Annotated in this window: 25 protein-coding genes and 1 riboswitch; of the genes, 7 read left to right on the top strand and 18 right to left on the bottom strand. The window is 61.0% G+C overall.

What is annotated here, in order from left to right; all coding sequences use genetic code 11:
- Window positions 1–40: 40 nt before the first annotated feature.
- From FOY56_RS04590 to folE2, 6 genes are all read right to left on the bottom strand, one after another.
- Window positions 41–1,627, bottom strand: coding sequence for a thiamine pyrophosphate-binding protein (locus tag FOY56_RS04590; RefSeq protein WP_246139415.1), 1,587 nt, complete (start codon window positions 1,625–1,627; stop codon window positions 41–43).
- Window positions 1,627–3,075 carry a TrkH family potassium uptake protein gene (locus FOY56_RS04585; RefSeq protein WP_146345133.1) on the bottom strand — a complete coding sequence of 483 codons (1,449 nt, stop codon included), beginning with the start codon at window positions 3,073–3,075 and terminating at the stop codon, window positions 1,627–1,629. The genes FOY56_RS04590 and FOY56_RS04585 overlap by 1 nt, the downstream gene beginning before the upstream one ends.
- Window positions 3,076–3,113: 38 nt before the next feature.
- Window positions 3,114–3,356 carry a hypothetical protein gene (locus FOY56_RS04580; protein ID WP_146344649.1) on the bottom strand — a complete coding sequence of 81 codons (243 nt, stop codon included), beginning with the start codon at window positions 3,354–3,356 and terminating at the stop codon, window positions 3,114–3,116.
- A 188-nt stretch (window positions 3,357–3,544) separates the two neighbouring features.
- Window positions 3,545–4,315, bottom strand: coding sequence for a hypothetical protein (locus FOY56_RS23470; protein ID WP_186766236.1), 771 nt, complete (start codon window positions 4,313–4,315; stop codon window positions 3,545–3,547).
- Between the two features lie 15 nt (window positions 4,316–4,330).
- Window positions 4,331–4,690 carry a hypothetical protein gene (locus FOY56_RS04570; RefSeq protein WP_146344648.1) on the bottom strand — a complete coding sequence of 120 codons (360 nt, stop codon included), beginning with the start codon at window positions 4,688–4,690 and terminating at the stop codon, window positions 4,331–4,333.
- A gap of 146 nt (window positions 4,691–4,836) precedes the next feature.
- A complete protein-coding gene (gene folE2, locus FOY56_RS04565) occupies window positions 4,837–5,940 on the bottom strand; it encodes a GTP cyclohydrolase FolE2 (protein ID WP_146344647.1) in 1,104 nt (367 codons plus the stop codon).
- A 231-nt stretch (window positions 5,941–6,171) separates the two neighbouring features.
- On the opposite strand from folE2, the gene FOY56_RS04560 reads away from it, so the two are divergent.
- On the top strand, window positions 6,172–6,960 hold the full coding sequence (locus tag FOY56_RS04560) for a HalD/BesD family halogenase (protein ID WP_146344646.1): 789 nt from the start codon (window positions 6,172–6,174) through the stop codon (window positions 6,958–6,960).
- A 14-nt stretch (window positions 6,961–6,974) separates the two neighbouring features.
- Here FOY56_RS04560 and metZ read toward each other — a convergent pair whose 3' ends face one another.
- The 5 genes from metZ to FOY56_RS04535 all read right to left on the bottom strand — a co-directional run bounded on the left by metZ (window position 6,975) and on the right by FOY56_RS04535 (window position 13,818).
- Entirely contained in the window at window positions 6,975–8,159 is a 1,185-nt protein-coding gene (gene metZ, locus FOY56_RS04555; RefSeq protein WP_146344645.1) for an O-succinylhomoserine sulfhydrylase, read from the bottom strand.
- Between the two features lie 80 nt (window positions 8,160–8,239).
- Window positions 8,240–8,315, bottom strand: a riboswitch (SAM riboswitch).
- A gap of 253 nt (window positions 8,316–8,568) precedes the next feature.
- Window positions 8,569–10,296, bottom strand: a complete 1,728-nt coding sequence (locus FOY56_RS04550) for a calcium-binding protein (protein ID WP_146344644.1) — start codon at window positions 10,294–10,296, stop codon at window positions 8,569–8,571.
- Window positions 10,297–10,510: 214 nt separating this feature from the next.
- Window positions 10,511–12,238, bottom strand: a complete 1,728-nt coding sequence (locus tag FOY56_RS04545; RefSeq protein ID WP_146344643.1) for a calcium-binding protein — start codon at window positions 12,236–12,238, stop codon at window positions 10,511–10,513.
- Between the two features lie 532 nt (window positions 12,239–12,770).
- Window positions 12,771–13,217 carry a peptidoglycan-binding domain-containing protein gene (locus FOY56_RS04540; RefSeq protein WP_246139414.1) on the bottom strand — a complete coding sequence of 149 codons (447 nt, stop codon included), beginning with the start codon at window positions 13,215–13,217 and terminating at the stop codon, window positions 12,771–12,773.
- Window positions 13,218–13,395: 178 nt separating this feature from the next.
- On the bottom strand, window positions 13,396–13,818 hold the full coding sequence (locus FOY56_RS04535; RefSeq protein WP_146344641.1) for an OB-fold nucleic acid binding domain-containing protein: 423 nt from the start codon (window positions 13,816–13,818) through the stop codon (window positions 13,396–13,398).
- Window positions 13,819–13,930: 112 nt separating this feature from the next.
- Between FOY56_RS04535 and FOY56_RS04530 the strand changes: the two genes are divergently transcribed.
- Together FOY56_RS04530 and FOY56_RS04525 are read left to right on the top strand one after the other, a co-directional pair.
- Window positions 13,931–14,254, top strand: coding sequence for a 2Fe-2S iron-sulfur cluster-binding protein (locus FOY56_RS04530; RefSeq protein ID WP_146344640.1), 324 nt, complete (start codon window positions 13,931–13,933; stop codon window positions 14,252–14,254).
- Entirely contained in the window at window positions 14,254–15,030 is a 777-nt protein-coding gene (locus tag FOY56_RS04525; RefSeq protein ID WP_246139413.1) for an FG-GAP repeat domain-containing protein, read from the top strand. Before FOY56_RS04530 ends, FOY56_RS04525 begins: the two co-directional genes overlap by 1 nt.
- Window positions 15,031–15,035: 5 nt before the next feature.
- On the opposite strand, the gene FOY56_RS04520 is transcribed toward FOY56_RS04525, so the two are convergent.
- The 4 genes from FOY56_RS04520 to purD form a co-directional block, all read right to left on the bottom strand.
- Complete coding sequence (locus FOY56_RS04520) at window positions 15,036–16,271, bottom strand: cytochrome P450 (protein ID WP_146344639.1); 1,236 nt, start codon at window positions 16,269–16,271, stop codon at window positions 15,036–15,038.
- Between the two features lie 10 nt (window positions 16,272–16,281).
- Window positions 16,282–16,878, bottom strand: coding sequence for a LuxR family transcriptional regulator (locus tag FOY56_RS04515; protein ID WP_146344638.1), 597 nt, complete (start codon window positions 16,876–16,878; stop codon window positions 16,282–16,284).
- A gap of 81 nt (window positions 16,879–16,959) precedes the next feature.
- Window positions 16,960–17,514 (bottom strand): hypothetical protein, encoded by a 555-nt coding sequence (locus FOY56_RS04510; protein ID WP_146344637.1) that lies wholly within the window; start codon window positions 17,512–17,514, stop codon window positions 16,960–16,962.
- Window positions 17,515–17,521: 7 nt separating this feature from the next.
- Window positions 17,522–18,790 (bottom strand): phosphoribosylamine--glycine ligase, encoded by a 1,269-nt coding sequence (gene purD / locus FOY56_RS04505; protein ID WP_146344636.1) that lies wholly within the window; start codon window positions 18,788–18,790, stop codon window positions 17,522–17,524.
- Between the two features lie 76 nt (window positions 18,791–18,866).
- Here purD and xseA point away from each other — a divergent pair, with 76 nt between their 5' ends.
- Window positions 18,867–20,414, top strand: a complete 1,548-nt coding sequence (gene xseA, locus FOY56_RS04500; RefSeq protein WP_146344635.1) for an exodeoxyribonuclease VII large subunit — start codon at window positions 18,867–18,869, stop codon at window positions 20,412–20,414.
- A 13-nt stretch (window positions 20,415–20,427) separates the two neighbouring features.
- Here xseA and FOY56_RS04495 read toward each other — a convergent pair whose 3' ends face one another.
- The 3 genes from FOY56_RS04495 to FOY56_RS04485 form a co-directional block, all read right to left on the bottom strand.
- On the bottom strand, window positions 20,428–20,862 hold the full coding sequence (locus FOY56_RS04495; RefSeq protein ID WP_146344634.1) for a DsrE family protein: 435 nt from the start codon (window positions 20,860–20,862) through the stop codon (window positions 20,428–20,430).
- Window positions 20,863–21,031: 169 nt separating this feature from the next.
- On the bottom strand, window positions 21,032–21,379 hold the full coding sequence (locus FOY56_RS04490; RefSeq protein WP_425468358.1) for a hypothetical protein: 348 nt from the start codon (window positions 21,377–21,379) through the stop codon (window positions 21,032–21,034).
- A gap of 65 nt (window positions 21,380–21,444) precedes the next feature.
- Window positions 21,445–22,479 (bottom strand): alkane 1-monooxygenase, encoded by a 1,035-nt coding sequence (locus FOY56_RS04485; protein WP_146344632.1) that lies wholly within the window; start codon window positions 22,477–22,479, stop codon window positions 21,445–21,447.
- A gap of 124 nt (window positions 22,480–22,603) precedes the next feature.
- Between FOY56_RS04485 and FOY56_RS04480 the strand changes: the two genes are divergently transcribed.
- From FOY56_RS04480 to FOY56_RS04470, 3 genes are all read left to right on the top strand, one after another.
- Complete coding sequence (locus tag FOY56_RS04480) at window positions 22,604–23,242, top strand: lysoplasmalogenase (RefSeq protein ID WP_246139412.1); 639 nt, start codon at window positions 22,604–22,606, stop codon at window positions 23,240–23,242.
- Between the two features lie 73 nt (window positions 23,243–23,315).
- Window positions 23,316–24,467 (top strand): signal recognition particle-docking protein FtsY, encoded by a 1,152-nt coding sequence (gene ftsY, locus FOY56_RS04475; protein WP_146344631.1) that lies wholly within the window; start codon window positions 23,316–23,318, stop codon window positions 24,465–24,467.
- Window positions 24,468–24,570: 103 nt separating this feature from the next.
- Window positions 24,571–25,473, top strand: a complete 903-nt coding sequence (locus FOY56_RS04470) for an EamA family transporter (RefSeq protein WP_146344630.1) — start codon at window positions 24,571–24,573, stop codon at window positions 25,471–25,473.
- The last annotated feature ends 13 nt before the right edge of the window (window positions 25,474–25,486 follow it).

The following is a 25,486-nucleotide window of genomic DNA, read 5'->3' as shown; positions in this document are numbered from 1 at the left end:
GGACTTCCCCCGGAGTATTTTGAAAGAGAAGAATTAGAGGCTATGCCACGAGCGCGGGCGTGAGCCGGATCAGCGTGGGTTTGTCTGCGTCAAAGGCAGCGCGAACGGTTTTCTGCATGTCGTCGAGCGTTTCGGGGGCTTCGTAACCTGCACCATAGGCGCGCGCCAGCAGGTCGAAATCGGGGTTTTTCTGGATCACTGCATTGGGCGCAATCTGGGCGGCGACCATACTGGATTCGATGGCGCCGAGTTTGCCATTGTCCCAAAGGATAATCGGCAAAGGCAGTTGCAGTTCCACCGCCGTTGCGAGTTCGTTGCAGGTGTATTGAAAGCCATAATCCCCGGCGATGGCCATCGTCGGCTTGCCTGCGCGCGCAACGGCGCCGCCAATGGCAGCGGGCAGCCCATATCCCAATGTGCCAAAGCCGGTGGGGTGGTGCCAGTGGCCGGGACGGTCCATATCCCAGACCTCTTTCGCGGCATAGGCGAATTGGGTCATGTCGGAATAGATCATGGTGTCTTCGGGCAAGCAGGCGCGCAGGGCGCCGGCGACCGGTCGGATATGGGGATAGTCGGCGTCAACCTCGGCGCGCCACTGGGCGCGGGCCTGAGCGACCTCGGCCTGCGTCCATCCCGAGGATGCGCGGGCAACGCCCATGTCGCGCAGATCGCTGAGGAACAGGTCGGCGTCGTAGCGGATCTTGAGGTCGGCGCCGTTCTGATCGCCAAGCGGGTCGGCATCAATATCGACACGCACCAGCGGCGCGGACTGGCCCAGTTTGGCGCGCCAGAGATCGACCTCGGCCAGTTCGGTGCCGACGGCAATCACGAGATCGGCGCTGGCGATGACATCGGCGCTGCCCGGGCGGGCCAGATTTGAGCCGAAGAAATGGCGCGCGTCAGGTGCCACGAGTCCGCGCCCGGCATAGGTCACGAAGGACGCGGCTTGCGTGTCTTGCAGGAGATCTGCGACAGCGGATGCGTCGCGCACGCCGCCGCCAAAAATGAACATCGGACGTTTGGCCGTGCGCAACAGGGTTTGAACCGGCGCAAGATCGCTGTCGCGCAGCCGGGATCGGCGGATCTGATGCGCGGTCGGGGCCGGTTCTGCATTTGCTTCGAGAACGGCGATGGGAACCGAGATCGATTTTGGCCGTGGGCGGGTGGCATGGTCGAGCTCAAGCAATGCCCGGTCGATCAGCTGGTAGGCCGCCTGGGCGCTACGGGCCTCAACCGCCCAGTCGCTGACGGTTTCAGCTGCGGCGCGCTGGTCTTTCATCTGGTGAAGCTGGCCTTTGCGAGCGGCCGTTTCGTCAAGGCAGCTTGAGATCACCAACATCGGGATGCTGTCGGAATAGGCCTGCCCCATCGGGGTCATGATGTTGGTGAGCCCTGGTCCGGTGATCACATAGCACACGCCCGGGCGACCGCTGGCACGGGCGTATCCGTCGGCCATGAAGCCGGCGCCCTGTTCGTGGCGGGCCAGAACATGGGTGATGCCGGCTTGTTCGATGCCGCGATACAGCTCTTGATTGTGGACACCCGGGATGCCGAAGATCGTGTCGACGCCGCGATCTTTCAACATGCGCGAAATCTGTACGCCAAGGGGGCGGTCTGTGTCAGGCATCAGGCCCTCCAGAAATGAATTGTGAACAGGGCGAAGACGACCATCAGTTCAAGCCGGCCAATCAGCATCGCGGCTGTGAGCATCCATTTGGCGGTGTCGTTGAGGGTGCTGAAATTGCCCGCCGGGCCGATGATGTCGCCAAGGCCGGGGCCAATGTTGGCCAGTGCCGTGGCCGCGCCCGAGATCGAGGTGATCATGTCGAGACCGGTCAGGGACAGGCCCCAGCTGAGCGCGCCCAGGGAGACGACGAAGAACATGAAGAACGAAATCACCGAGCTGAGCACGTCGGGGCCAACGGGGCGGCCTTCGAACCTGGGGGTGAAGATGCCGGACGGGTTGCGGATCAGTCGGATCTGGGCGCGGATCGACGAGAACAGGATCTGGTAGCGGAAGATCTTGACCGAACAGGCGGTTGATCCGGCGCAACCGCCAATCAGGCCGATGAAGAAGAACACCATGATCAGGAAACTGCCCCATTGCATGTAATCCACGCTGGCATAGCCGGTGCCCGAGATGATCGAGGTGATATTGAACAGGGCCTCACGAAACGCCCGTTCCCAGTGATGTGGGAAGGTCGAGGTGAGGACGGCAGTGGTAACAAGGACGAGGATCAGGATGGTCAGCACGAAAGCGCGGACCTGACTGTCGCGCAGCAGCGGGCGGCCATGGCCGTTGATCAGCTGGACGTAGCGTACAAAGGGCAGCGCGGCGGCGATCATGAAGATCGAGGCGGCATATTCGGGGGCGCCGGAGAACGTGCCAAAGGAGGCATCATAGTTGGAAAAGCCGCCTGTTGAGACGGTTGTCAGGGCGTGCACGATTGCGTCGAACCAGGACAGTCCAAGCACCAGGTAGGTTAGGATGCAGGCGATGGTGATGGCGACGTAGATGGTCGAGATCTGGCCCGCGATCTGGGTGGCACGGGGCAGGATTTTTCCCATGGTATCAAAGCCTTCCGAGCGGAAGATCTGCATCCCTCCAACCCTGAGTTCGGGCAGGAACACCATGGCGACGACAATGATGCCGACGCCGCCCAGCCATTGCAGGATACCGCGCCACAGCAGCAGCCCGTCGGGCAGTGTATCAAGGCCCGAGATCACCGTGGAGCCGGTGGTGGTGAGACCGGACATGGCTTCGAATATTGCGTCGACCACCCGTAGTTCGGTTTCGCCCAGGATAAAGGGGATCGCGCCGAAGATCGGCAGGGCGACCCAGACCCCGGTGGTCAGGATAAAGGTTTGCTGGATTGTCAGGCCTTCGCGCACGCCGTTCTGACAACTGATGGCGATCAGGCTGCCGATCAGCACGGTGACGATGCCGCTTTCCAGAAAGACGTGCCATTCGCCCCGCCCTTCATAGAGGTCGACCAGCATCGGCAGCACCATCACGGCGCCAAGCATGGCGACGAGCAGGCCGATGACATATCCGACGGGGCGCAGGTCCAACATGGCGGCAGCGTTGGCGCGACCGGCAGGCCGTGTCAAGATCAGACCGGGCGTTGAGGGGGCGCGAGCAGATCACTGAAGACGAAGGCCGGGATCTGGGTTCGGTCAAGACCCATGGCGATCAGCTGCGCGTCCGACAGGGAATCAAGCGCTATGAGGTCATGCAGGCGATCACGATAGGCCAGACCCGCGTTGAACCCCAGTCCGAGAGAGACAAGATACAGATCAACCCGTGCCCTGAGCCCGGGCCGCAGACTGCTGATGTCGACGTGGTCGTGTTGCATTGGACGTCCTCTTGTTGGATCTTCAGAGGGTCCTCCCATCACCAGTATAGCAGGGATTCGTCACGAAAATGCTGCATCGCAGCAACGTGAGCGCTTTGGTGCCGGATTTGTCGCCCGGGGGACACGGGCACAAAAAAGGCCCGCGCAAATGGCGGGCCTTTTCATCAGACAATGCGTGGTTTTGCGTCTTATGCCTTGGAACCGGGCATTTGCGTCGGTTTGGCCGGTGTGCGACGCGCACGGGTTACCGGCTTTTTGTCAGCCGGGGCTGGTGCTGTGTCCGCAGGCTGGGCGGCGGCCTTGGGTGCGGGGGCTGCTTTTGGAGCCGCTTTTGGGGCTGCTGCCTTTGCAGGTGCAGTTTTACGTGCAGCAGGCTTAGGCGCAGGGGCTGCAGCAGCCGGTGCTTTGGGCGTTTCGGCGGTTTTGGCCGCTGGCTTTGGCTGAGCCTTCACAACTGCGGGCTTTGGTGCAGCGGGTTTTGCTGCAGGCTTGGGCTTGGCGACCGGCGTCGCGGCGGCTTTGGCAACAGGCTTGGCAACGGGTGCAGCTTCGGCCTGGGCCTTGGCAACCGGTTTGGCCGCTGGCGTTGCGGTCGGCTTTGTGGCGGTCTTTGCAACAGGTTTCGCGGCAGGCTTGGCCGCTTTGGGGGCGGGTTTGGCGGCTACCTTGGCCGCAGGTTTGGCAACCGGTTTTGCCGTCGCCTTGGGTGTCGGTTTGGCGGCGGGCTTGGCCACTGGCGCCGCTTTGGCAGCGGGGGCAGTGCCGCTTGCTGGCATCAAGGACTGGGCGATGTCAGACGGCAGAGAAATCGCGCTGTTCATTGCGCGAATCTGGATCAATGGCAGTTCCATCGCAGAGGACGCAAAGGCTTCGAACAGTTTGATCTGTGTGGCAAACGCGTTGCTGGCCATTTTGACGGCGGCGGCATGCATTTGAATCGGGTTGGTCATTGGGGTCATGTGTCTAGAACTCCGTTAGAGGGATCCGGTCGCCTCGGCCAGAACAGGTTGTTGGTCCGCCATACGCGGCCCTCCACCTGCCAGCCGCGCCCGGTTGTCGCGGGTTATGCGGGAGATCGGTTCAATCGCGGCCTGCATCACACGGTCGGGGCCATGCCCGGACCACACAGCCAGCGTGCCCGAAATGAAGGATTCGGTAAAAGCGGGTGCTTTTTCGTGAACCATGTCGTGATGTTCGTTGTCTGGCACCGACCAGATACCGGACAGGCCCATCAGCCGCATGGTAATTATGAGGGGAACATCCGCAACCATTTGGGTACAATCCCACCACAGGCGGGTCATATCGTTGGCGCGGTCAATGGCGTCATGCAGCATGCATGTCTCCGAAAATAAGGTGCAGGAACTCGTACGTAAGCATACCTTACCCGAATTGTTTTGCGCGCGCAGCATAAAATGCTGCACTGCGGCAATAACGCGACAATCCGCCGGTGCGTGGATGACATTTCAGGCCGTGAAGGGGCTTAGCCGGGGTGCACCAGCGTTCCGAACAGGCGCGGATCAAGCGAGGCAGACTGAAATGTCGGACCTTCGGTCAGGATGCTGACGGCGTCATGGCTGTGCAGGCTTTCCTGATGGCTGGCGATGATACGGAAGTCGCCAACGCGGTGGTCGGCCTGCAGTTCCTTGCAGAACAGGCGCACCGCGTCTTCGACAAAGATCGGGTTGGCGGCGTTGAGTTCGGCAAAGGCCTGTTCGTCTTCGCGTTTGACCATGACCTGTGTTTCGGTCGGCACGGCGCGGCGGCAGGCGTCGATCAGGTCTTCGAACCACAGGCAATTGGCGTCGCAATCCAGAACCACCGAGATCCGGGCCACCGACCGTTGTGAATGCGGCGTGGCAAGCTGGCCGCGCTGCTGACGGGCATGTTCGCTGAGCTCAAGCGAACACGGACATGTCGAGGAATAGACGTAATCGAGGTGCATCACCTTTTGGCGGACCCCGTCGGTTTCGACCAGTTCAAGCGCAATGTCGTAATACTGATAGCCCGACAGGCCCGAGCGCAGGCTTTCGACCTTCATCGGGAAGGACAGGCGCATCTGCAGGCGGGCGCCAAAGCTGTCGAGATCGGATTTGTAATCATCCAGCGCGGCTTCCATCACTTCGAAGCTGAAAGTGCGTTCGGCGTGGCGATAGAACGACCGCATGATGCGGGACATGTTGATGCCCTTCTTGTCGGCATCCAGACTGACAGTGCCAGTGACGCTGGTTTCCAGCGTCAGATCTGCACCATCGCGGCTGTGATAGCGGATAGGCAGGCGGAAGTTCGAGATGCCGACATGCTGGATCTGCTGCTGCGCGCCACGGATCAGGCTGGTGGGGCCGTTCTGCAGATCGGGCAGCGAGGCTTTGTAAGCCGGATCAACTTTGAAATCCGCCGGGTATTCACGTGCCAGGTCAGGATAGCTGACCGGCGCGGCCTCGGGCAGAAGCCGGGCGATCGAGGGGTGCAGGTCGGCAATTTCCGTCCGGGACGCGGTGGTCGCCCAAGCGCGCAAAACCTTGAGCGCGGCGGCGGCTTCGTCCTTGTCCGGTGCGCCATCCAGCGCGCGCGAATGAATGTTCATGTCCCAATTCCCCCGTCAAAGCGGTCCAGACCCAAAGATAGTCATTCCCACAGGCTGTTTCCAATAGACAAATTCAATACGTTCCAAAAGACGTTGCGGATCACCCTGAGTGGCGGATTATCGCGGGGCGGCGTTTCAGGAATGGCGCAGAGAGACAGATATTTGGCCAAAACCGGCCAGTTCGGGGTTTTTGGGGCTGATAGGTTGGATTTGGACGCAAGAGAGGTTTGCATGCACGATATCCTTGATCTGGAGCGCTATCCGCTGGATCGCCCCGATACACCGGAGTGGCAGGCATTGGTGACATCCTGCCGCGCGGATCTGGACGCAGGCGGGATGTTCAGTCTGGACGGGTTGATGGACCCGGACGTGGCCGCGGATATGGCAGTCGGGTTGCAGGCTGCGTTTGCAACCGAAAGCTTTCGGCATCAGCGCGATCACAACATCTATTTCCGCAAGTCTGTTCCGGGGCTGGCGGACGACCACCCTGCCCTGACGCGGTTTCATACCTCGAACGATACGCTGTGTGGCGATCAGGTGGCGGGCAGCGCGGCGGACCGGTTGTATCACTGGCCGATGTTCGCGCGGTTTCTGGCCGCGACGATGGGCAAGCCCGCGTTGTTCCCGATGGACGATCCGTTGGCCGGGCTGAATGTGATGTCTTACGGCGAGGGTCAGGCGTTGAACTGGCATTTCGACCGGTCTGAATTCACCACGACACTGCTGTTGCAGGCCCCGGCCGAGGGTGGCGACTTTGTGTATCGGACCGATCTGCGCCGCGACGATGACCCCAATTATGAAGGGGTCGCGCGGTTGTTGCGGGGCGAGGATGATCAGGTGCAGGTTCTCAGGCTGAAACCCGGCACGCTGAACGTGTTTCGAGGCAAGAACACGCCACACCGGGTGACGCCTGTCATGGGCGACAGGGCGCGGGTAATTTCGGTGTTCAGCTTTTTCGACACGCCCGGCGTGCGGTTTACTGACGACGAGCGGATCGGGTTTTATGGCCGCGCGGGTTAAGCGCGGCCAGTGGATCAGAGGGCGGCGTCCAGACCGGCTGTGACATCGGCGATCAGGTCCGCCGCGTCTTCGATGCCCATCGACAGGCGCACAAGGCCGGGTGTAATGCCCAGCTCGGCGCGCTGCTCTTCGCTGAGGCGCTGGTGGGTGGTGGTCGCCGGGTGGGTCACGATGCTTTTGGCGTCGCCCAGATTGTTCGAGATAACGGCCACTTGCAGCGTGTTGAGGAAGGTAAAGGCCGCCGGTTGGCCGCCCTTGAGGTCCAGCGACAGAACGGTGCCGCCCTTTTCCATCTGCCCCATCGACAGGTTATGCTGCGGATGGCTGGGGTGGCCGGGATAAAGCGCGCGGGCCAGAGCGGGGTGATCGCGCACTGCCTCGATCACCTTGAGCGCGTTGTCGGCCTGTGCATTGACCCGGAGGCTGAGCGTTTCGAGCCCTTTGAGCATGACCCACGCGGTAAACGGGCTCATCGAGCCGCCGGTGTGTTTCATGTAGGGCTCAACGGTTTTGCGGATAAACTCCTTGGTGCCAAGGATGATCCCGCCCAGCGCGCGGCCCTGCCCGTCGATGTGTTTGGTTGCGGAATAGACCACCACGTCGGCGCCCTGTTCGATGGCAGTGGAAAACACCGGGGTTGCAAAGACGTTATCGACCACGACCGTCGCGCCGACCTTGTGCGCAAGGGCCGACACGGCGCGAATGTCGATGACTTCAAGCGTCGGGTTGGACACGGATTCAAAGAATACGGCGCGGGTGTCGGGGCGCAGGGCGGCCTCCCACTGGGTCAGATCGGTGCCATCGACAAAGGTGACCTCGACTCCGTAACGGGTCAGAACCTCTTCGAGGATGTAAAGACATGACCCGAACAGCGCGCGCGAGGACACGACGTGATCGCCCGCCTTCAGCATCGCTGTCAGCGCACCGGAAACGGCCGCCATGCCAGACGCGGTGGCAAAGCCGTCTTCGGCACCCTCAAGCAGGGCAATGCGTTCTTCGAACATGCGCACGGTCGGATTGCCGTAGCGGGCATAGATGAATTCGTCATCGCCACTTTCGATAAACCGGGCTTCTGCGGCTTCGGCGCTGTCATAGACAAAGCCCTGCGTCATGAAGATCGCTTCGCTGACTTCGCCATATTGGCTGCGGCGGGTGCCACCGTGGACGGCATTGGTGCGTTTGTTCCAGTTCTCGCTCATAATTTTCTGTTCTCCTGCGGCGTGGCCAGGAACACAGGCCACGCGGCGACAAAAAAACCCCAGACGCGGTCAAGCGAAAGGGGTCTTTCATCCTGACCTTTTAGCGGTTGATTTACGTGGCCCGCAATCCGGTAACAAATCGCCACGGTGTTCCTGCGGTTGAGTTACGCCCCGGCGCAAGCGCAGTCAAGCCAAGATGCCATGTCCGCGACATGCAGCGTCACGCAGGCCTAAGCAAAGCTTCATTCGGGGGGGCAAAGATTCAGCCGTGGCATATCCACAGTGTCTTGTGAGGCGTCTGAGCGCGCCGGTTCTGATGCGTCTGGTTACAGCGCCCGACGTGGTGGCGACCTTGCGTGTGGCGGTGTGGCCGGCATGAACGCCAGCCACAGCCTTTAGCTGATGATCTTTAGCTGATGATATAATCGCTGCTGATCAGATCGGGGATATCGGCCTCGACCAGATCATCGATGCGGATTTCGTTGCCGTTATAGGACAGCGTCACAAAGCCCTTGCCGACGCCGTTGCTGTCGACCTGTTCGGCGATGGTCAGACGGGGATCGTCAAGCGAGAAGATGCCCCATTCGGACAGGTTGATCTGATCGACCCTCAGTTCGAAATCCATGATGCGGTCACGGGCGCCATCGCCTTCGACGAACATGAAGATATCGATACCGCTGCCGCCGTACATACGCTGCACGCCCGCACCATCCATAATCTCATCGTTGCCGTCGCCGCCGTACAGACGTTTGGTCGCGGCGTCGGCGATGATGACGTCGCCAAATTCGGATCCATAGATGCTTTTGATGTTGGTATAGCTGTCGCCGGTCGCAATGCCCGAGCTGTTGGACGTATCGGTCAGATCGATCCTGAGGCCTTCGGTTGCATTGGCGTAGCTGACACTGTTGCTGCCTGAGCCACCGAAATACTGGTCGGCCCCGTCGCCACCGATGAACAGATCGTTCCCGGCGCCGCCGTAAACCATATCGTCGCCAGAGCCATCGTAAATGACGTCAGCCCCGCCCTCGCCCAGAATGGTTTGACCGCCTGACCAGATCCGTTCGCCGTCAACATCCCGGAACATCGCATCGATCACATCAGCATCAGACGTTCCGTTGATGGTCGCGCCTGTGAAATCAAGCGTGGCAAACACGAAATCGCTGTCTGAAAAGCTGGCGACGTCGGCCTGAACCAGACCATCGATGCGAACCTCGTTGCCATTGTAGGAGAGTTTCAGGAAGCCTTGCGGAATACCATTGCTGTCGACCTGTTCGGTCAGGGTCAGGCCGGGCTCGGTCAGGGAGGTGACGCCCCATAGCGAGAGGTCAAGTTTGTCAACGCCGACCTCGAAATCCATGACGCGGTCTTGCGTGTTGTCGCCATCGATAAACCGGAACACATCGCTGCCCGCGCCGCCAAACATGCGCTGGGTGCCTGCGGCATCGGTTATCACGTCGTCGCCGCCTTCGCCGTTGAGGTTGGTCACGCCTTCCCCGCCGATGATCGTATCTGCGAAGTCCGAGCCGTGTACGAACTTGATATCGGTATAGCTGTCGCCGGTTGCGATTCCGGTGCTGTTGGACGAATCCACCATGTCGATGGTCAGCCCGACCAGAGAGGTTGTATAGTTCACAGTATCGCGGCCGGAGCCGCCGAAGTATGCATCCTGGCCGTCGCCTGCAAAAAACACGTCGTTGCCGCTGCCGCCAAAGACAAGATCATCGCCCGCGCCATCATAAATGATGTCATTGCCGCCCTGGCCAAGCAGTGTCTGACCGGTGTCAGCAACGCTTAGGCCGTTGATATCGCTGTAGGATCCATCGATTATGTCCACGCTTTCGGTTCCGTAGACAATCTCGCGCAGGGGGGCGGCAATCCAGGCCGCCAGATCGACATCCTCAAGCACCACAAAATCGTCACCGCCACCGTATTGGATGATGGTGTTATCTTCGGATTGAGACATCGTGACGCCGACAGGGAGCGTCTGAGGGAAAACGACAACGCCGTCGATGGTGATCAAATCGACGGCAAAATTGAACCCGGAGACGAAACTCAGGGCGTCGCCATCCGCAAATGAGAAAATCTCAAACCCATCGGTACCGGTCAGGGTCAGAAAGGTGGTCGGAGCACTTGTCATTTTTATTCTCCACTGAGCTATGGCAGCTTACTGGTTAAAGTTTTGACCACACAACCAAGTCACAAATATCGCGACAATCAGGCCTTAGAGTGGCGATTGTCGTCTCAAAAAGTATTAACAACGTTGAGATCAGTGTCCAGAATTAACGATAATTCCACCTTTCCGTGCCTCAGCGGGCCGGATCAGCCCGCTGAGTTTTTTCCGGTGATCTGATCTAGGCGAACAGGAAATCGCCGCTGGTGAGGCTGGCTACATCTGCTTGGACGAGGCCGTCGATGCGGATTTCATTGCCGTTGTAGGACACTTTGACAAAGCCCTGCCCGACCCCGCTGCCATTGACCTGTTCCGCAATCGTCAACCCGGGATCGCTGAGCGAGGTGACACCCCACAAGGACAGGTCAAGCGTGTCAACGCCCAGTTCGAAGTCCATGATGCGGTCTTGCGCGCCATCGCCATCGATGAACTGGAACACGTCGCTACCATCGCCGCCATAGAGGCGCTGGGTGCCCGCCGCGTCGGTGATCACATCATCACCGTCTTCACCATAGACTCGGGTAATGTCCGCGTTGGCGGTAATGATGTCGCCATAGTCAGATCCGTACGCAAATTTGACGTCCGTATAGCTGTCTCCGGTGGCGATGCCGGTGCTGTTGGCCGTGTTTGTCATGTCGATGACAAGGCCAGCGGTCGCATTGCTGTACAGGATGCTGTTGCTGCCGGTGCCACCAAAATACTGGTCTGCGCCATCGCCGCCATAGAACAGATCGTTCCCGGCACCCCCATCAACAATATCATCGCCGGACCCGTCGTGAATGATGTCTGCGCCATCTTCGCCCAGGATGGTCTGCCCGCCGGACCAGATCTTTTCGCCGTCGGCATCGATAAAGCTGGCATCGATCAGATCGCTGCCCGAGGTGCCGTTGATCGTTGCCCCGGCGAAATCGAGGCTGGCAAATATGAAACTGCTGCTGGTCAGGCTGGCCACATCTGCCTGAACCAACCCATCGATGCGGACTTCGTTGCCGTTATAGGACACTTTGACAAAGCCTTGCCCAACGCCGCCGCCGTTGACGTGTTCGGCAATCACAAGGCCTGCTTCGCTGAGCGAGGTGACGCCCCACAGGGACAGGTCAAGCTGGTCAACGCCCAGTTCGAAATCCATGATGCGGTCTTGTGCGCCATCGCCGTCTATCAGCTGGAACACGTCGCCGCCGCTTCCACCGTACAGGCGCTGGGTGCCCGCGCCGTCGGTGATCACATCGTCGCCATCTTCGCCGTGGATGTTCGAGACGCCTGCCCCGGCGATAATGATGTCCGCGAAATCGGAGCCGTGCACCGCCTTGATGTCGGTATAGGCGTCGCCCGCTGCGATGCCGGTGCTGTTGGCAGTATCGGACAGGTCAATGGTCAGACCGATGGCTGACCCGGTATAAAGCACGCTGTCGCTGCCGGTGCCGCCAAAGTATTGGTCGGCCCCGCCGCCACTGAAAAACATGTCTGATCCGCTGCCGCCATGAACCTCGTCTGCGCCAGCGCCATCGTGAATGATGTCATTGCCGCCTTCGCCAAGAATGATCTGGCCCTTGTCGGTGATCATATCGCCATCGAGATCGACATAAGCCGCATCGATGACATCTGCGTTGCCGGACCCGTCGACAACCACTGGCGGCGTATCTGCGATCCAGTCGTCCAGATCGACGCCCCAAAGGATGGCATAGTCATCTTCGCCGTACTGGATGATGGTGTTCCCCAGAAACTCAAAAAGGAGGATCCCGGTATAGGGCGGATCGGGATTGACGATCACGCCGTCGATTTCGACAAAATCCTCATCGGACGCAAAGCCGAAAATCCAGGCGAGGCCGTCGCCATCCAAAAGTGAAAATGTGTCAGAGTTTTCGGTGCCGACAAAAATGGCCGGAAGGCCAGAGAACGAAAATGCCATTGTAATTCCCCCACGGAATAGCGGCAGCATTGCTGCCATTTATTTAAATTTTTCACGTCACCGAGTTAAAAATCGTCACTTGAATTGAGGCAGATCGTGTTACCAAAAATACGGCAAACGTAGTGTTAACTATTGGGTATGGATGCGCGTGAGTCCAGAATTAACGAAATATTAACCTTTCGTTCTGTTGCGGGCGGGCGCGTTTCTCTTGTCGGGGGTCGGTTTTATAGCCGATGTGTTGCCGTTCAGGGGTGGCACATGGGCAAGGAAAACGGTCAGCTGTCCTGGGTGCTATGCTAAGTCGTGCATCCTTGATCCAGCGGTTCCGGTGGTCCGGGACCGGACAGAGGAAAAGGCGGTAAGCTTTGGTGTTGTCGCAAGCTGACAACCCGCCCGAGGGCAAAAGAGGCCAAGTGGGTGCAGACCACCGGAACCGGTCAGGGATGGAACACGATTCTGAGGCTGTATGGCCCACTTGAGCCGTGGTTCGACAAGACATGGCACCTGGGTGAGATCACTTGGGTGTCTGGCCCTACGACCGTTCCACCATAATCAATCCCAGTTTGCGCGCGGCATCGACGGACAGGGTGCTGGAATCCAACCCCTGTTTTTTCTGATAGTCGCGGATGGCGGACTGGGTGGCTGAGGACATCTGCCCGCTGATCGGGCCCGAATAGTAACCCCGTGCCTTGAGCGCGCGCTGCACGCTCATGATGAAATCGGGTGTCATCACGTCCGGGCACGGGATTTCGAACCGGGTTTCCTGACGCTCTTGCACGATCTTCTGAATGGTCTGGGTTTCATGCGTGGCGGGGGTTTTCACCGTACCATCGGCATAAAGTTCGGCGGGCTTCACCATGACCTGTTCGGTCACGGTTTCGATGACGGCGGGGGTTATGGTCTTGTCCCAGCAGACGTCGGACACCGTGGCGTCCGTCTGTGCGGTCTCGTCCTCGGACAGATCCTCGGGGAGCAACACGGGTGGCTCACATGCGCCCAGGCCAACAACGGCCAACATGCACAAAACGGTGCGAAAAACTGACATCGGGGCGGACTGGGCCTTTTCAGGTGCGGGTCGCGCGTTGATAGCCGAGATCAGAGTACCCGCCTAGGGGGAAGCCGCAGCCGTTTGGCCCCCTGTTGCGCTGGCGAGTCAGTCAGTTGCGGATCTCTGCCGGTCCGGGCCGGTCTGGTGGCGTGTCCCCGGCCAGCAGCAGGTCAAGCATCGGCGAGATATCTTCGATCTGTTCTGCGATCACATGGGTGACGGAATGGGCGCGCTGCAGCCGCCCGGTGACCCGCAACAACCGGCCCGAGATCACCGCGCGGCGGAAGCGTTCATACATCTTGCGCCAGACAATCACATTGACCACGCCGGTCTCGTCCTCAAGCGTGACAAAGATCACGCCCTTGGCGGTGCCGGGGCGCTGGCGCAGGATCACCAGCCCCGCCACCGTGATCAATGCGCCCTCAGGCGGATCGCCCAGACAGGCGGCCGGCAGGCAGGACGGCGGGCGCGGCCAGTCGGGGCCCGAACGGGTGGGCGTGCGGATTGGGGTGCGGGCAGGAGCATCATGCATAAGAACAAAGATAGAACATATGCGATAGAAGTCCATCCCTGCCGAAATGGGCTGGAATCCCCCGCCCCCCTCGTCTAGGGAATCCCGGGACGTTTTCAGAGGAACCTGCGCGATGGCAAAGATCACCTATATCGAGCACAACGGCACCGAACATGTCGTGGAGGTCGCCAATGGGCTGACCGTCATGGAAGGCGCGCGTGACAACAACATTCCGGGCATCGAAGCCGATTGCGGCGGCGCCTGTGCCTGTTCGACCTGCCATGTCTATGTGGACCCTGCCTGGGTCGACAAGATCCCGGGTAAGGAAGACATGGAAGAAGACATGCTGGACTTTGCCTATGAGCCCGACCCCGACCGGTCGCGCCTGACCTGCCAGATCAAGGTGACTGACGATCTGAACGGTCTGGTTGTGCAACTGCCCGAAAAACAGATTTGATGGCGTCGGCGGCACCGCGCCGCCCGTTGCGCTTGTCCGCCGGGTTCGCCCGCGGCGCCGGGCTGGCGTTTGGTCTGTGGCTGGCCGGTGCCTGTGGCGTCGTCAGCGCAGCACAAACGGGTCAGATCAAAAACGCGCGTTTTGACGATCCGACGGATCGCTATGCCCATGGTGTTTTGGGCGATGAGATCGAATGGGGCCGGTTGATCATCGGTTCACAAGAGTCGGGTGGAAAACGGTGGACCACGGAAATCCCGCTCCCCACAGATCATGTCTTTGAAGATCTTGAGCCTCGTCTGATCGATCTGACACTGGACGGCCACCCGGATGCGGTCATGGTGGTTGAGACCGATATGGCCCGAGGGGCCGCGCTTGCGCTTTACAATGCATCCGGAAAGATCGCCGAGACGCCGCATATCGGGCAGTCGAACCGCTGGCTTGCGCCTTTGGGCGCGGCGGATCTGGATGGCGACGGATATGTCGAGCTGGCCTATATCGACCGTCCGCATCTGGCCAAGACCTTGCGGATCTGGCGGTATCGCGATGGTGAACTGACGCCGGTGGCCGACAAGGCGGGGCTGACCAATCATCGGATCGGACAGGATTTCATCTCGGGCGGGATTCGCGATTGCGGCGATGGGCCTGAAATCGTGACGGCAGATGCGCAGTGGCAGCGGATCATGGTGTCGACCCTTTCGGCGGGACAGATCGTGACCCGCGATATTGGCCCGTTCCGGGGGCGTCAAAGCCTCGCGGATGCGGTGGCCTGCCGGTAGAGGCTTTATTTCGGCGTCAGGGTCAGCGGTAGCCGGGCAAAGTTGCGCAGGTTCAGGTTGGGGCCGATGCCGAGATCGGTGTTCGCCAACCGGATATCGCTGAACGTCTGCAACAGTCGTGTGACGGTTTCCACTGCCTCAAGCCGTGCCAGTTGCAAGCCGGCACAGACATGCGGGCCGCTGCCGAAGGACAGGTGGTGGATTTTGCCCCGGTCGATCGAGAATGCATTCGGGTCGGTGAACAGATCAGGATCGCGCCCCGCAGCGCCGAGGAAGATCAGTACCAAATCCCCTTTTGCGATTGTCTGCCCGGCCAGATCTGTGGTCTGGGTCGCGATCCGTCCAAGGAACTGCACAGGCGGGCGGTGGCGCAGGCTTTCTTCGACGGCCTCAGCGATCAGGGTCGGGTCAGCCCGCAGCCGGGTTTGCACATCGGGTGACGTGGCCAGTTGATAGGCCAGATGGGTCAGCAACACGGTCGTGGTTTCGTTCCCGGCGTTCAACAGCAGGATGGTATTGGCGAGGAGTTCATCAAAGCTGAGCCGGTCGCCGTCTTCTTCTGCAGCCACCAGTGCCGATAGCAGGTCGTCGCGCGGGCTGTGCCGGCGGTCTTCGACGAGGTCAGCAAGATAGGCCCGGAAGGTGGTGATTGCCGTGAGCCCGTTGGTCAGCTGTTCATCGGTGATCCTGGCGTAGAAGTTCAGGGCCACGAAAGAGAACGCATCGCACCATGCCTTGACCTGTTCGCGATCTTTGGCCGGGATGCCGACGATTTCGGAGATCACGAGGACAGGAAGCGGTACGGCAAAATCGTGGAGAAATTCGATGTCACCGCTGTCCCGCGCCGAGGCGGTCAAAGCATCGATGCGATCACAGATCATGCCGGAATAGCTGGCGATGGCGGTTTTGCCGAAGGCCTTGGCCACCAGACGGCGCAGACGCGTGTGCTGAGGGTCGTCGCGCTGCAGCATCAAAAGTTCGACCATGTCGAAAAGCGGTGTCAATTCTGGCTGCGGAAACCGCGCCCGGCCAAGCGGGACACGATTGGAGGAAAACACCGTGGGCGTTTGAAAGACATGGCGCACATCATCGGCCCGGGTGACGATCCACGCGTTGAGCGGTTCGTTCCAGACGACGGGTGTTGCGGTGCGCAGCGTGTCGTAGACGGCATAGGGGTCAGTTAGATAATCCTGATCAAACAGGGGCTTGAACAGGGCTGGGAGTCTGTCCGGTAGGGTCATGGAAACTCCTTTAACTGTTGCTGACCACGTGATCGCCGCCGATGTCGCCGATGGATTGGAACAGGCCGGCCGTGTTGCTGACGCCGAACTTCTTCAGCAGCCGGGCGCGGTGGACTTCGACCGTGCGATAGCTGAGCTGCAGGATCCGGGCGATTTCCTTGCTGGTTTTGCCTTCGCCCAGCAGTGAGAACACTTCGCGTTCCCGCCGCGTCATGGCCTGATAGGGGCGCGTGTCGGCAAGGTCGGCAAAGCTCCAAACGGCGCGACGCAGCGGGTCATCGGGCGTGAAGGTGTGGCCGCGCACCCGGCACCAGAACAGATCGCCGTTCGAGCGCATCATCACCCGTTCATCCCAGTACTGTCCGCTGTCGCGCAGGGTGTTGACGCCCCGGTTGCGGATATTCACGTATTCTTCCTGGCTGGGATAGAGAATCGCAAAGGTCGCGTCCTGCAATTCTTCGCGGGTATAGCCGAACATCTGGGCAAAGGTCGGGTTGCAATCGCGAATCACGCGGCTTTCCGTCACCACCAGCCCGACAGGCGCGAAGGTAAAGGCCAGCTCGGACAGGGTGCGGGTTTCGAAACAGTCGTCAATGGACAAGGCCATGGAGCGGTGGATCCGTTGCTGCGTCGTTGACGCGCACCATAGAAAGCCCGCCGGAAAGAGGCAATTGCTTTGGGTGCGGTCTTAACCCCCGGCCAGACGGGTCAATATCGCGGGCAGGCTGGCGGGGTCGATGCGGGGCGGTTTGGCCCAGGGCGCGTTTGAAAGGATCAGTCCGGCACCGAAGAGGATCAGGAGGAGTGCGGGTATCGCAGCTTCGACAAGGCGGCCATTGGCGGATGCGCCCAGACCGATGCCAAGGCCGCCCAGCGCCGAGACGACGCCCATGGCGAAAATCGCGTGGCGCGCGGTGCCGCGTTCGCCGAAACCGATTTGCAGGTCTGGATTGCGGCGGGACAGATCATCGACAAGGGCCGAGGCGAGACTATGAAAGGCTGCGAAATCATCCGTCGTCGCTGCGCCGGTTACGGGCAGGTTGGCGTTGATGCGATGCCGGGTTTTGCCCTGCGTGAGGTCCAGCCGCCAGATCATTCGGCCATGGGCCCGATAGCTGGTGAACCCCAGATCGGTCAGATCGTCCAGCGTCAGATCCCAGTCCGGCCCCGACAGGTGCCCGTCCTGCAGAGTATACCTCTGTTCAGGGCGGACCGGCGCGGGGCGGAACCGGAAGGTGGTCATCTGACTATCATCCGCCGAGCGCGCGCCAGCCGATGTCGCGACGGCAGAACCCGTCGGGCCAGTCGATGGTGTCGATCATGGCATAGGCGCGGTCACGGGCCTCTTGCAAGGTGGCCCCGCGTGCGGTGGCGTTCAGAACCCTGCCGCCGGTAGCGATAACCTGACCGGTGCTTTCCGAGGTTCCGGCGTGAAAGCACATCTCGAAACTTGTCTCAGGAAGCGCCTCCAGCCCGTTGATCACGCTGCCTTTTTCGTATGATCCCGGATATCCTTTGGCCGCCATGACAACAGTAACTGCGTGATCATCGGCCCAATTCACCTGTGCGTCTGCCAAACGCCCTTCGGCGGCGGCGTGCATCAGATCCATTGCCTGCGCGCCCAGCCGCATCATCAGCACCTGACATTCAGGGTCGCCAAAGCGAACGTTGTATTCGACCAGCCGGGGCTGACCGTCCTTGATCATCAGACCGACATAGAGCACGCCCTGATAGGGTGTCCCCCGGCGGGCCATTTCGTCGACCGTGGGCTGCACGATCTGGTCCAGCGCGATCTGCGCGATCTCGTCGGTCAGAACCGGCGCGGGAGAATACGCGCCCATGCCGCCCGTGTTGGGGCCGGTATCGCCTTCGCCGACGCGCTTGTGGTCTTGTGCGGTGCCGATAGGCAGCACGGTTTCCCCATCACACAGCACGAAGAACGACGCCTCTTCGCCCTCCATGAATTCTTCGATAACCACCTCGGCCCCGGCCCCGCCAAACGCGCCGCCAAACATGTCGTCGATGGCGTCCAGCGCGGTCTGCTCGTCCATCGCCACGATCACGCCCTTGCCTGCCGCCAGTCCGTCGGCCTTGACCACGATCGGCGCGCCCTGTTCGCGAACATAAGCTTTAGCGGAATCGGCATCGGTGAAATGGCCATAGGCGGCTGTCGGGGCGTTGGCCGCATCACAGATTTCCTTGGTGAAGCTTTTGGACGCTTCCAGTTTTGCCGCCGCCGCAGAGGGGCCAAAGACCAGCATCCCTGCTTCGCGCAAGCGGTCTGCGACACCGGCGGCCAAAGGTGCTTCGGGGCCCACGATGATAAAATCGATCGAGTTGTCATGGGCGAAACTGACCACCGCGCCGCCGTTTTCGATATCAAGCGCTGCGCATTCGGCAATCTGGGCGATCCCGGCATTGCCCGGCGCCACGATCAGCTTGTCACATTTCGGGTTCTGCAGCACGGCCCAGGCCAGACTGTGTTCGCGTCCACCGCTGCCGAGGATGAGAATGTTCATAAGGTCCGCTCCGATCTGCTTGGCCTTGAGGTTGCGGCGTTCTAAGCTGGCAAGCGCAGCAGAACAAGGCCACCCAATGTCCGACCTGATCGATGATCCCATTCCGGGGCAAAATATGCCCGAATATACCGTCTCTGAAATCTCGGGCGAGGTGAAGAAAACGCTCGAAAGCCAGTTCGGGCGTATTCGGGTCAAGGGTGAGGTCGGGCGCGTGTTCACGGCGCGCTCAGGGCATCTGTATTATGACGTCAAGGATGATCGAAACGTGTTGGCCTGCACCACGTGGAAGGGGCAGGTTTCGGGGCTTTCGGTGGTGCCTGAAGAAGGGTTGGAAGTCGTCGTGACCGGGCGGCTGACCGCCTTTGGTGCGCAATCGAAATACAACATGAACGTCGATGAGGTCGCGGTTGCCGGGCAAGGCGCGCTGATGGCGTTGCTGGAAAAACGCAAGAAACTGCTGGCCGCCGAAGGCCTGTTTGATGCGTCGCGCAAACAGAAGCTGCCGTTCCTCCCACAGATCATCGGGGTCGTGACCTCGCCCTCGGGCGCTGTGATCAAGGACATCCTTCACCGGTTGCGCGACCGGTTCCCGCGCAAGGTTCTGATCTGGCCGGTGGCCGTGCAGGGGGCCAATTGTGCCCCCGAGGTGGCGCGCGCCATCGACGGGTTCAACCAGTTGACACCAGGCGGCGCCCTGCCCCGGCCCGACCTGATCATCGTGGCGCGCGGCGGCGGATCGGTCGAAGACCTCTGGGGCTTTAACGAAGAAATCGTCGCCCGCGCGACAGCGGCGTCACAGATCCCGCTGATTTCGGCGGTGGGTCATGAAACCGACACCACGCTGATCGATTTCGTCTCGGACATGCGCGCACCGACACCGACGGCCGCCGCCGAACTGGCCGTGCCCGTGCGGCTGGAGCTTTTGGCCTGGGCCGACAGCATGGGCGCCCGGCTCAGCCGCGCGGCCACGCAGGCGGTCACCCAGCGCCGCCAGCGCCTTGGCGATCTGGCCCGCGCCCTGCCCCGTGCCGACAGCCTGCTGGACAGCCCGCGCCAGCGGCTGGATCAGGCCACGGATCGTCTGCCAAACGCGCTGATCCGCGGTGTGCAGACCCGTCGCCTGCACCTGTCGGAAACCTCTGCTCCATTGCGCCCGGCGACGCTGGCCCGGCGGCTGACAAGTGAAACCAATGCGCTGGCCCGGACATCACGCCGCCTGACCCCGGCGCTGACCCGGCTGATCTCTGCCCGGCGCGAACGCTTTGAAAACCGGGCCGACCGCCTGTCACCGGATCGCCTGCAGGCCGACCTGAAACGCAAAAGCGCCGAACTTGACCGCCTTACACACCGGTTTGCAACCGCTGGCCGAACTCAGGTCGATCGCCTGAAAGCGCAGATTGCCGGACAAGACAGGCTGCTTGCCTCGCTTGGCTACGAAGCGACGCTGGAGCGTGGTTTTGCCGTGGTCCGGGCCGAAGGCGACGTTGTTACCACCAAGGCTGCGGCGTCAAAAGCCACCGCCCTGGAGATTCAGTTCCGTGATGGGCGCCTGACGGTGGGTGGCAAACCGGCACGCAAATCCGCGCCGGCGAAAGACGCGCCGGATCAGGGGTCACTGTTCTGATCCAAAGTCGGGTTCAGGGCCGGATGTAAGCGTACCCCTGCTCTTGCAGTTCGATCAGGCGCACGACGCCTGAGGGCACCATGTCGGCCTCTGACACAAGGGTGATTTCTTTCCCGGCCTTTTCGCTCATCTTGCGATGGGTGTTGCCACAGGCCGAGAAAGACAGGTTCTCCATTTCCAGCGACATTGTGGAAATCCGATCCTCGACCGGACTTTTTCCGGGGATGAACATGTTCAGCCCGGGACCATAGGCCACAAGCTCGATCATTACGCTATCGCCTTGGGAGGTATAATATTTCTCAACATTTGCGGCGTTGTTCAGCGCCATGTTCATGACCTTGGGATCATTCTCGTCCACATGAATCGCAACGTGGTGCATCGCGCCTTCTGCAACGGCGCAAAGTGGCATCGTGGCCAGCATGGCGGCCATCAAACTCTGTTTCAGCATGGTGTCTCCTCCCCGAGTACATCGCCATGCTATTCACAAATCAGAATTTGTACAGGCCATTCCTCGGGGCCATGGGTCATCGCAATCCGGCAACGGCTCCCGACCCTGCTTCTTTCTTGTTTCAAATACCCAAATTCCGACGGCCTGCCCGAACCGCAAAGATCACCGATCACACGCCAACGTCCGGCCCATAACAAATCATCTCTTCGTCGATATCTTCGGCTTCGTACAGTTGAGTTGCTTCGGGATCATCCTCGAACCGAGCTGTAAGGCCCCCCGGTCCTTCGCTGAATCGCCAGCATTGTGGGTCTGGCCGGTCATCATAGACGAAACAGATCAGCCCGCTGTCTTCGTACCAGGTGCCGTATTTGCAGTCGCCATCCAGAAAAGACCAAATCACCCGCCGGTTCTTCAGATACCGCTCAACCCCATAGGCAACGCCGTCAAAGCCGTAGAACAGCGTCTTGCCCCGGGTATAGGCGTCAAATGCTTCGGCTGACATCTGGGTATCCGCCATGACAGAGGTGGCAACAAGGCTCAGGGGAATCAAAAAGCGGCGGATCATACGATCAGTCTGCCAGATCAGGGCGCATCTTGCCACTCACGCTGGCGCCATCGGGCTGCACGCGGATCCATGATCTGTCGCCACAGCGGCGGGATCAGCGCGATCATGCACATGACCGGCATCGAACGCGGCAAAACCGGCATGGTGTCGCCGTCCAGCTTCAGCGCCGGAAAACAGCGCCCGGGATGCAGATGGTGATCAGAATGGCGTGGCGCGTTCAGCAACATCGCGGATGAATACCACTGCGGCGCATTCCACGAATGCTGCGGCCCAACCGGTTCGACCCGCCCGTCTGCACGTCGCGCACGCCGCAGCCCGTAATGCTGCACATAATCGGCCAGCAGCAGTTGCATCTGTGCATAGGCTGCCACCAACACAAAAACCACGACCCCGCGCACCCCCGCCAGCATCGCCGCAATCGCCAAAGCGCCAGCCGCCCCACAGCAATATCCGACATAGGGGTGTTGCCAGCCTGCCCGCCCTGCCCGAACCCGTGTTTCAGCCGCCAGCCCGGCCCGAAACGACCCGATCCAGGCCCGTGGCCAGAACCGGTAGAACCCTTCGCCCGGCCGGGGAGAGTTCGGATCCTGCTGTGTCGCCACATGCACGTGATGCACCCTCAGATGCGCCGAGGCATGATGCCCGAACAACATCGAGGTATAAATCGCGCGCCCCAACATCCGCAGCCGCCGCCCGGGGCGGTGGATCAGCTCATGCGCATTGGGATGCGAGATCTGGCCCAGGAACAACCCCAGCGCCAGGGCCAAGGCAATCGCCTGGGGCAGCGTCAACAGGGGTGAGGCTGCAATGGCCCACACCCCCAGCGGCAGAATGATGAAATGCGCGCCCCCCAGCGCCACCGAAAGGCGCGTGCCGGAAACCTCGGCGCGGGCCTCATCCAGTTCGGGCACGTCCACATCGGTCCAGCGATCCAGCACCATAACAACCAGCGTGACCATGGCCAGCGCGGCATAGGACAACAGACCGCCCCAAAGGCTCGCCCCCGCGATCAACAAAGCCGGGGACAGGGTCGCGATTGCAAACCAGAACATCGCGCGAAATCCTCCTTTGGCGTTACGTCACGCGGATGAGCGGACCCTGTGCTGCTGGCGCGACGGTGTCAAATACGCAATGCTGCAGTTCCGCGCGGTTATGCGCCAAATCAAGGGGGCCCTGATGTTGCAAACCGTTCTGCCAATTGCCGCAGGTCTTTGCGCGCTGGCCTATCTGCCCTTGTCGCCGCGCACGGAAACCCTGATCCGCTCGGCGATCAAGACAGCGTCTGTCGCACTGCTGGCGTTGGCAGCGGGCCTTGCTCAGGCACCGATCCTCCTGACCCTTGCTCTGGCCCTGTGTGCACTGGGGGACTGGCTGTTGTCGCGCCCCGGTGACCGGGCATTCATGGCCGGGATCGGCGCCTTTGCTGCGGGTCATCTGGCCTATGTCGCCCTGTTCCTGACCCGCCCCGACATGGATCCATCGCATCTGTCCGCAAACCCGCAGCTTTGGATTGCGCTGGCACTGGTTGTGCTGGGCGTGATCATGGCAAGCCGAATTGCCCCGCGCGCCAAAGATCTGCGCGGCGCGGTGCTGGCCTATATCCCGATCATCCTGTCGATGGGGTTTGTCGCGCTCACCCTGCCGCTGGGCACACTTGTGCTGCCTGCGGCGCTGGCCTTCGTTGCATCCGACACAGTTCTGGCCACGGAAAAGTTCCTGCTGGCCGATGATCATCCCGCCCGGCGCTGGACGCCCTATGCAGTCTGGCCGCTCTACTGGCTTGCACAGGCAGGGTTCTGGATGGCGTTCAGCTGATGCGCGCCACCTCGCCCTTTGCAACCCGGGCCAATCCACATTAGGTGGAAGGGACCCTTTGGCGGAGATCTCAATGGCGTTTTTCACAAAACTCAAAGACCGGCTGTTCAAATCCTCATCGAAACTCGAAGAGGGGCTGGATGCGATCATCGAGGATGGCGGCGAAGAAGAGGCGGTAACAGCGGCCCCGCCCCCCGATCCCGAACCCGTTCCACAGCCCGAGCCCGAACCTCAGCCCATTCCCGAACCGGCCCCGATCCCGGCCCCGGCTGATCCGACACCTGTCGCACCGCCGCCCGAAGAGCCCGCACCACCCAGCGAAGTGCCGCCCGTCAATCCCGGCCTGATCGGACGCCTGTTCCGACGCGGCAATGGCGAAACCGTCCTGCGCCGCACTCTGGACGATGACATGCTCGAACAGCTTGAAGAACTGTTGATTTCGGCCGACATGGGCGTTGACACCGCGCTGCGTGTCACCGCGAACATGGCCGAGGGCCGCTTTGGCAAGAAACTGTCCACCGGCGAAATCAAGCAATTACTTGCCTCGGAAATCGCCCGCGTGATGGACCCTGTCGCCCGCCCGCTGCCGATCTATCCCAAACGCCCGCAAGTGGTCCTGGTCGTGGGCGTCAACGGCTCGGGCAAGACCACGACCATCGGCAAGCTGGCCAGCCAGTTCAAAGCGGCGGGTAAAAAAGTGGTCATCGCCGCCGGCGACACGTTCCGCGCCGCCGCTGTCGAACAGCTGCAGGTCTGGGGTGACCGCGCCGGCGTGCCGGTGCTGACCGCCCCCGAAGGATCGGACCCGGCCAGCCTTGCCTATGACGCCATGACCCGTGCCCAGGAAGACGGCGCAGATCTGCTGCTGATCGACACCGCAGGCCGTTTGCAAAATCGCGCCGACCTGATGGAGGAACTGGCCAAGATCGTCCGCGTGATCCGCAAAAAGGATGAAACCGCGCCGCATAACACGCTGCTGGTGCTTGATGCCACAACCGGGCAAAACGCGCTCAGCCAGGTTGAAACCTTCCGCAAGATCTCCGACGTTTCAGGTCTGATCATGACCAAGCTTGACGGCACAGCCAAAGGTGGCGTGCTGGTGGCTCTGGCCGATAAATTCGGCCTGCCGATCCACGCCATTGGGGTTGGCGAACAGATCGACGACTTGTCCCCGTTTGACCCCGAGGAATTCGCCGCCGCCCTGACCGGGCTCGAGGCGGCCTGATCGCCTTGCCCCCTTCCAGCTTCTTTCTTGTGAAAAGTACCCTCGGGGGGGCTGCCGCAGGCAGTGGGGGGCAGACGCCCCCCCGCTCCGCGTGCATTACAGGATGAGCGCCTGGCTGGTTTCGCTGGAAGGCACTGCTGACGGCCATTCGCTGGCACTGGTTCTGGCGCTTATGGCCGCCTTCCTGCATGCGGTGTTCGGGGCCCTGCAAAAGGGCCGGTATGATCCCTGGCTGACCCGGGGCGCGATTGATGCGTCTTATGCCACCATGGCCCTGCCCTTTGCGCTGTTCGTCGTGCCCTGGCCCGAACCGCATATGTGGCCGATCTTCGCCGGCGCCTGGGTCATTCACGTCGCGTATAAAGTGCTGCAGGCGATGGCGTATACCAAGGGCGCCTATACCGTGGTGTATCCGGTGGTGCGCGGCACCGGGCCGCTGTTTGCCGTCGTTGGCGCCTATCTGCTGTTCAACGAGACCTTTACGCTTGTGCAGTGGGTGGGCGTCGGGGTGTTGCTGGCGGGGATATTTGGCCTCGCGCTGTATAACCTGGCCTATCTGGAAACCGAGCGGGACACACTGGCCGTCGCGCTTGGGCTTGCCGTGGTAACCGGCTTGTTCGTTGCGCTGTACACAACCTATGACGCATACGGGATCCGCGCCACGGCTGATCCATTCACCTTTCTGGCGTGGTTCTTTCTGATCGACGGCCTGGCGATTCCGCCCTTTGCATATCTGCGCTGGCGCTCCATGATTGACCGTCCCCGTCCCGGCCCGCTGATGGTGCGCGGCGTGATCGGCGGGGTCATCGCCTTTCTCAGCTTTGGCGCGATCATGCTGGCAACCCGGCTGGACAAGGTCGGCGAGGCCGCAGTTCTGCGCGAGACATCAACGGTGTTTGCCGCCCTGATTGGCTGGCTGGTGTTGAAAGAAACGGTTGGACCGCGCCGAATTGCACTTATGTCCTTGATCGCGCTTGGCGCAGTGATAGTTGAATTGGGCGGCTGAACAGGAAGGCAAG

The sequence above is a fragment of the Falsiphaeobacter marinintestinus genome, from assembly GCF_007923355.1.
In the GTDB taxonomy this organism is placed as follows: domain Bacteria; phylum Pseudomonadota; class Alphaproteobacteria; order Rhodobacterales; family Rhodobacteraceae; genus Phaeobacter_A; species Phaeobacter_A marinintestinus.
Note: the sequence above shows the minus strand (reverse complement) of the source record. Positions and strands in the feature narration are given on the sequence as shown.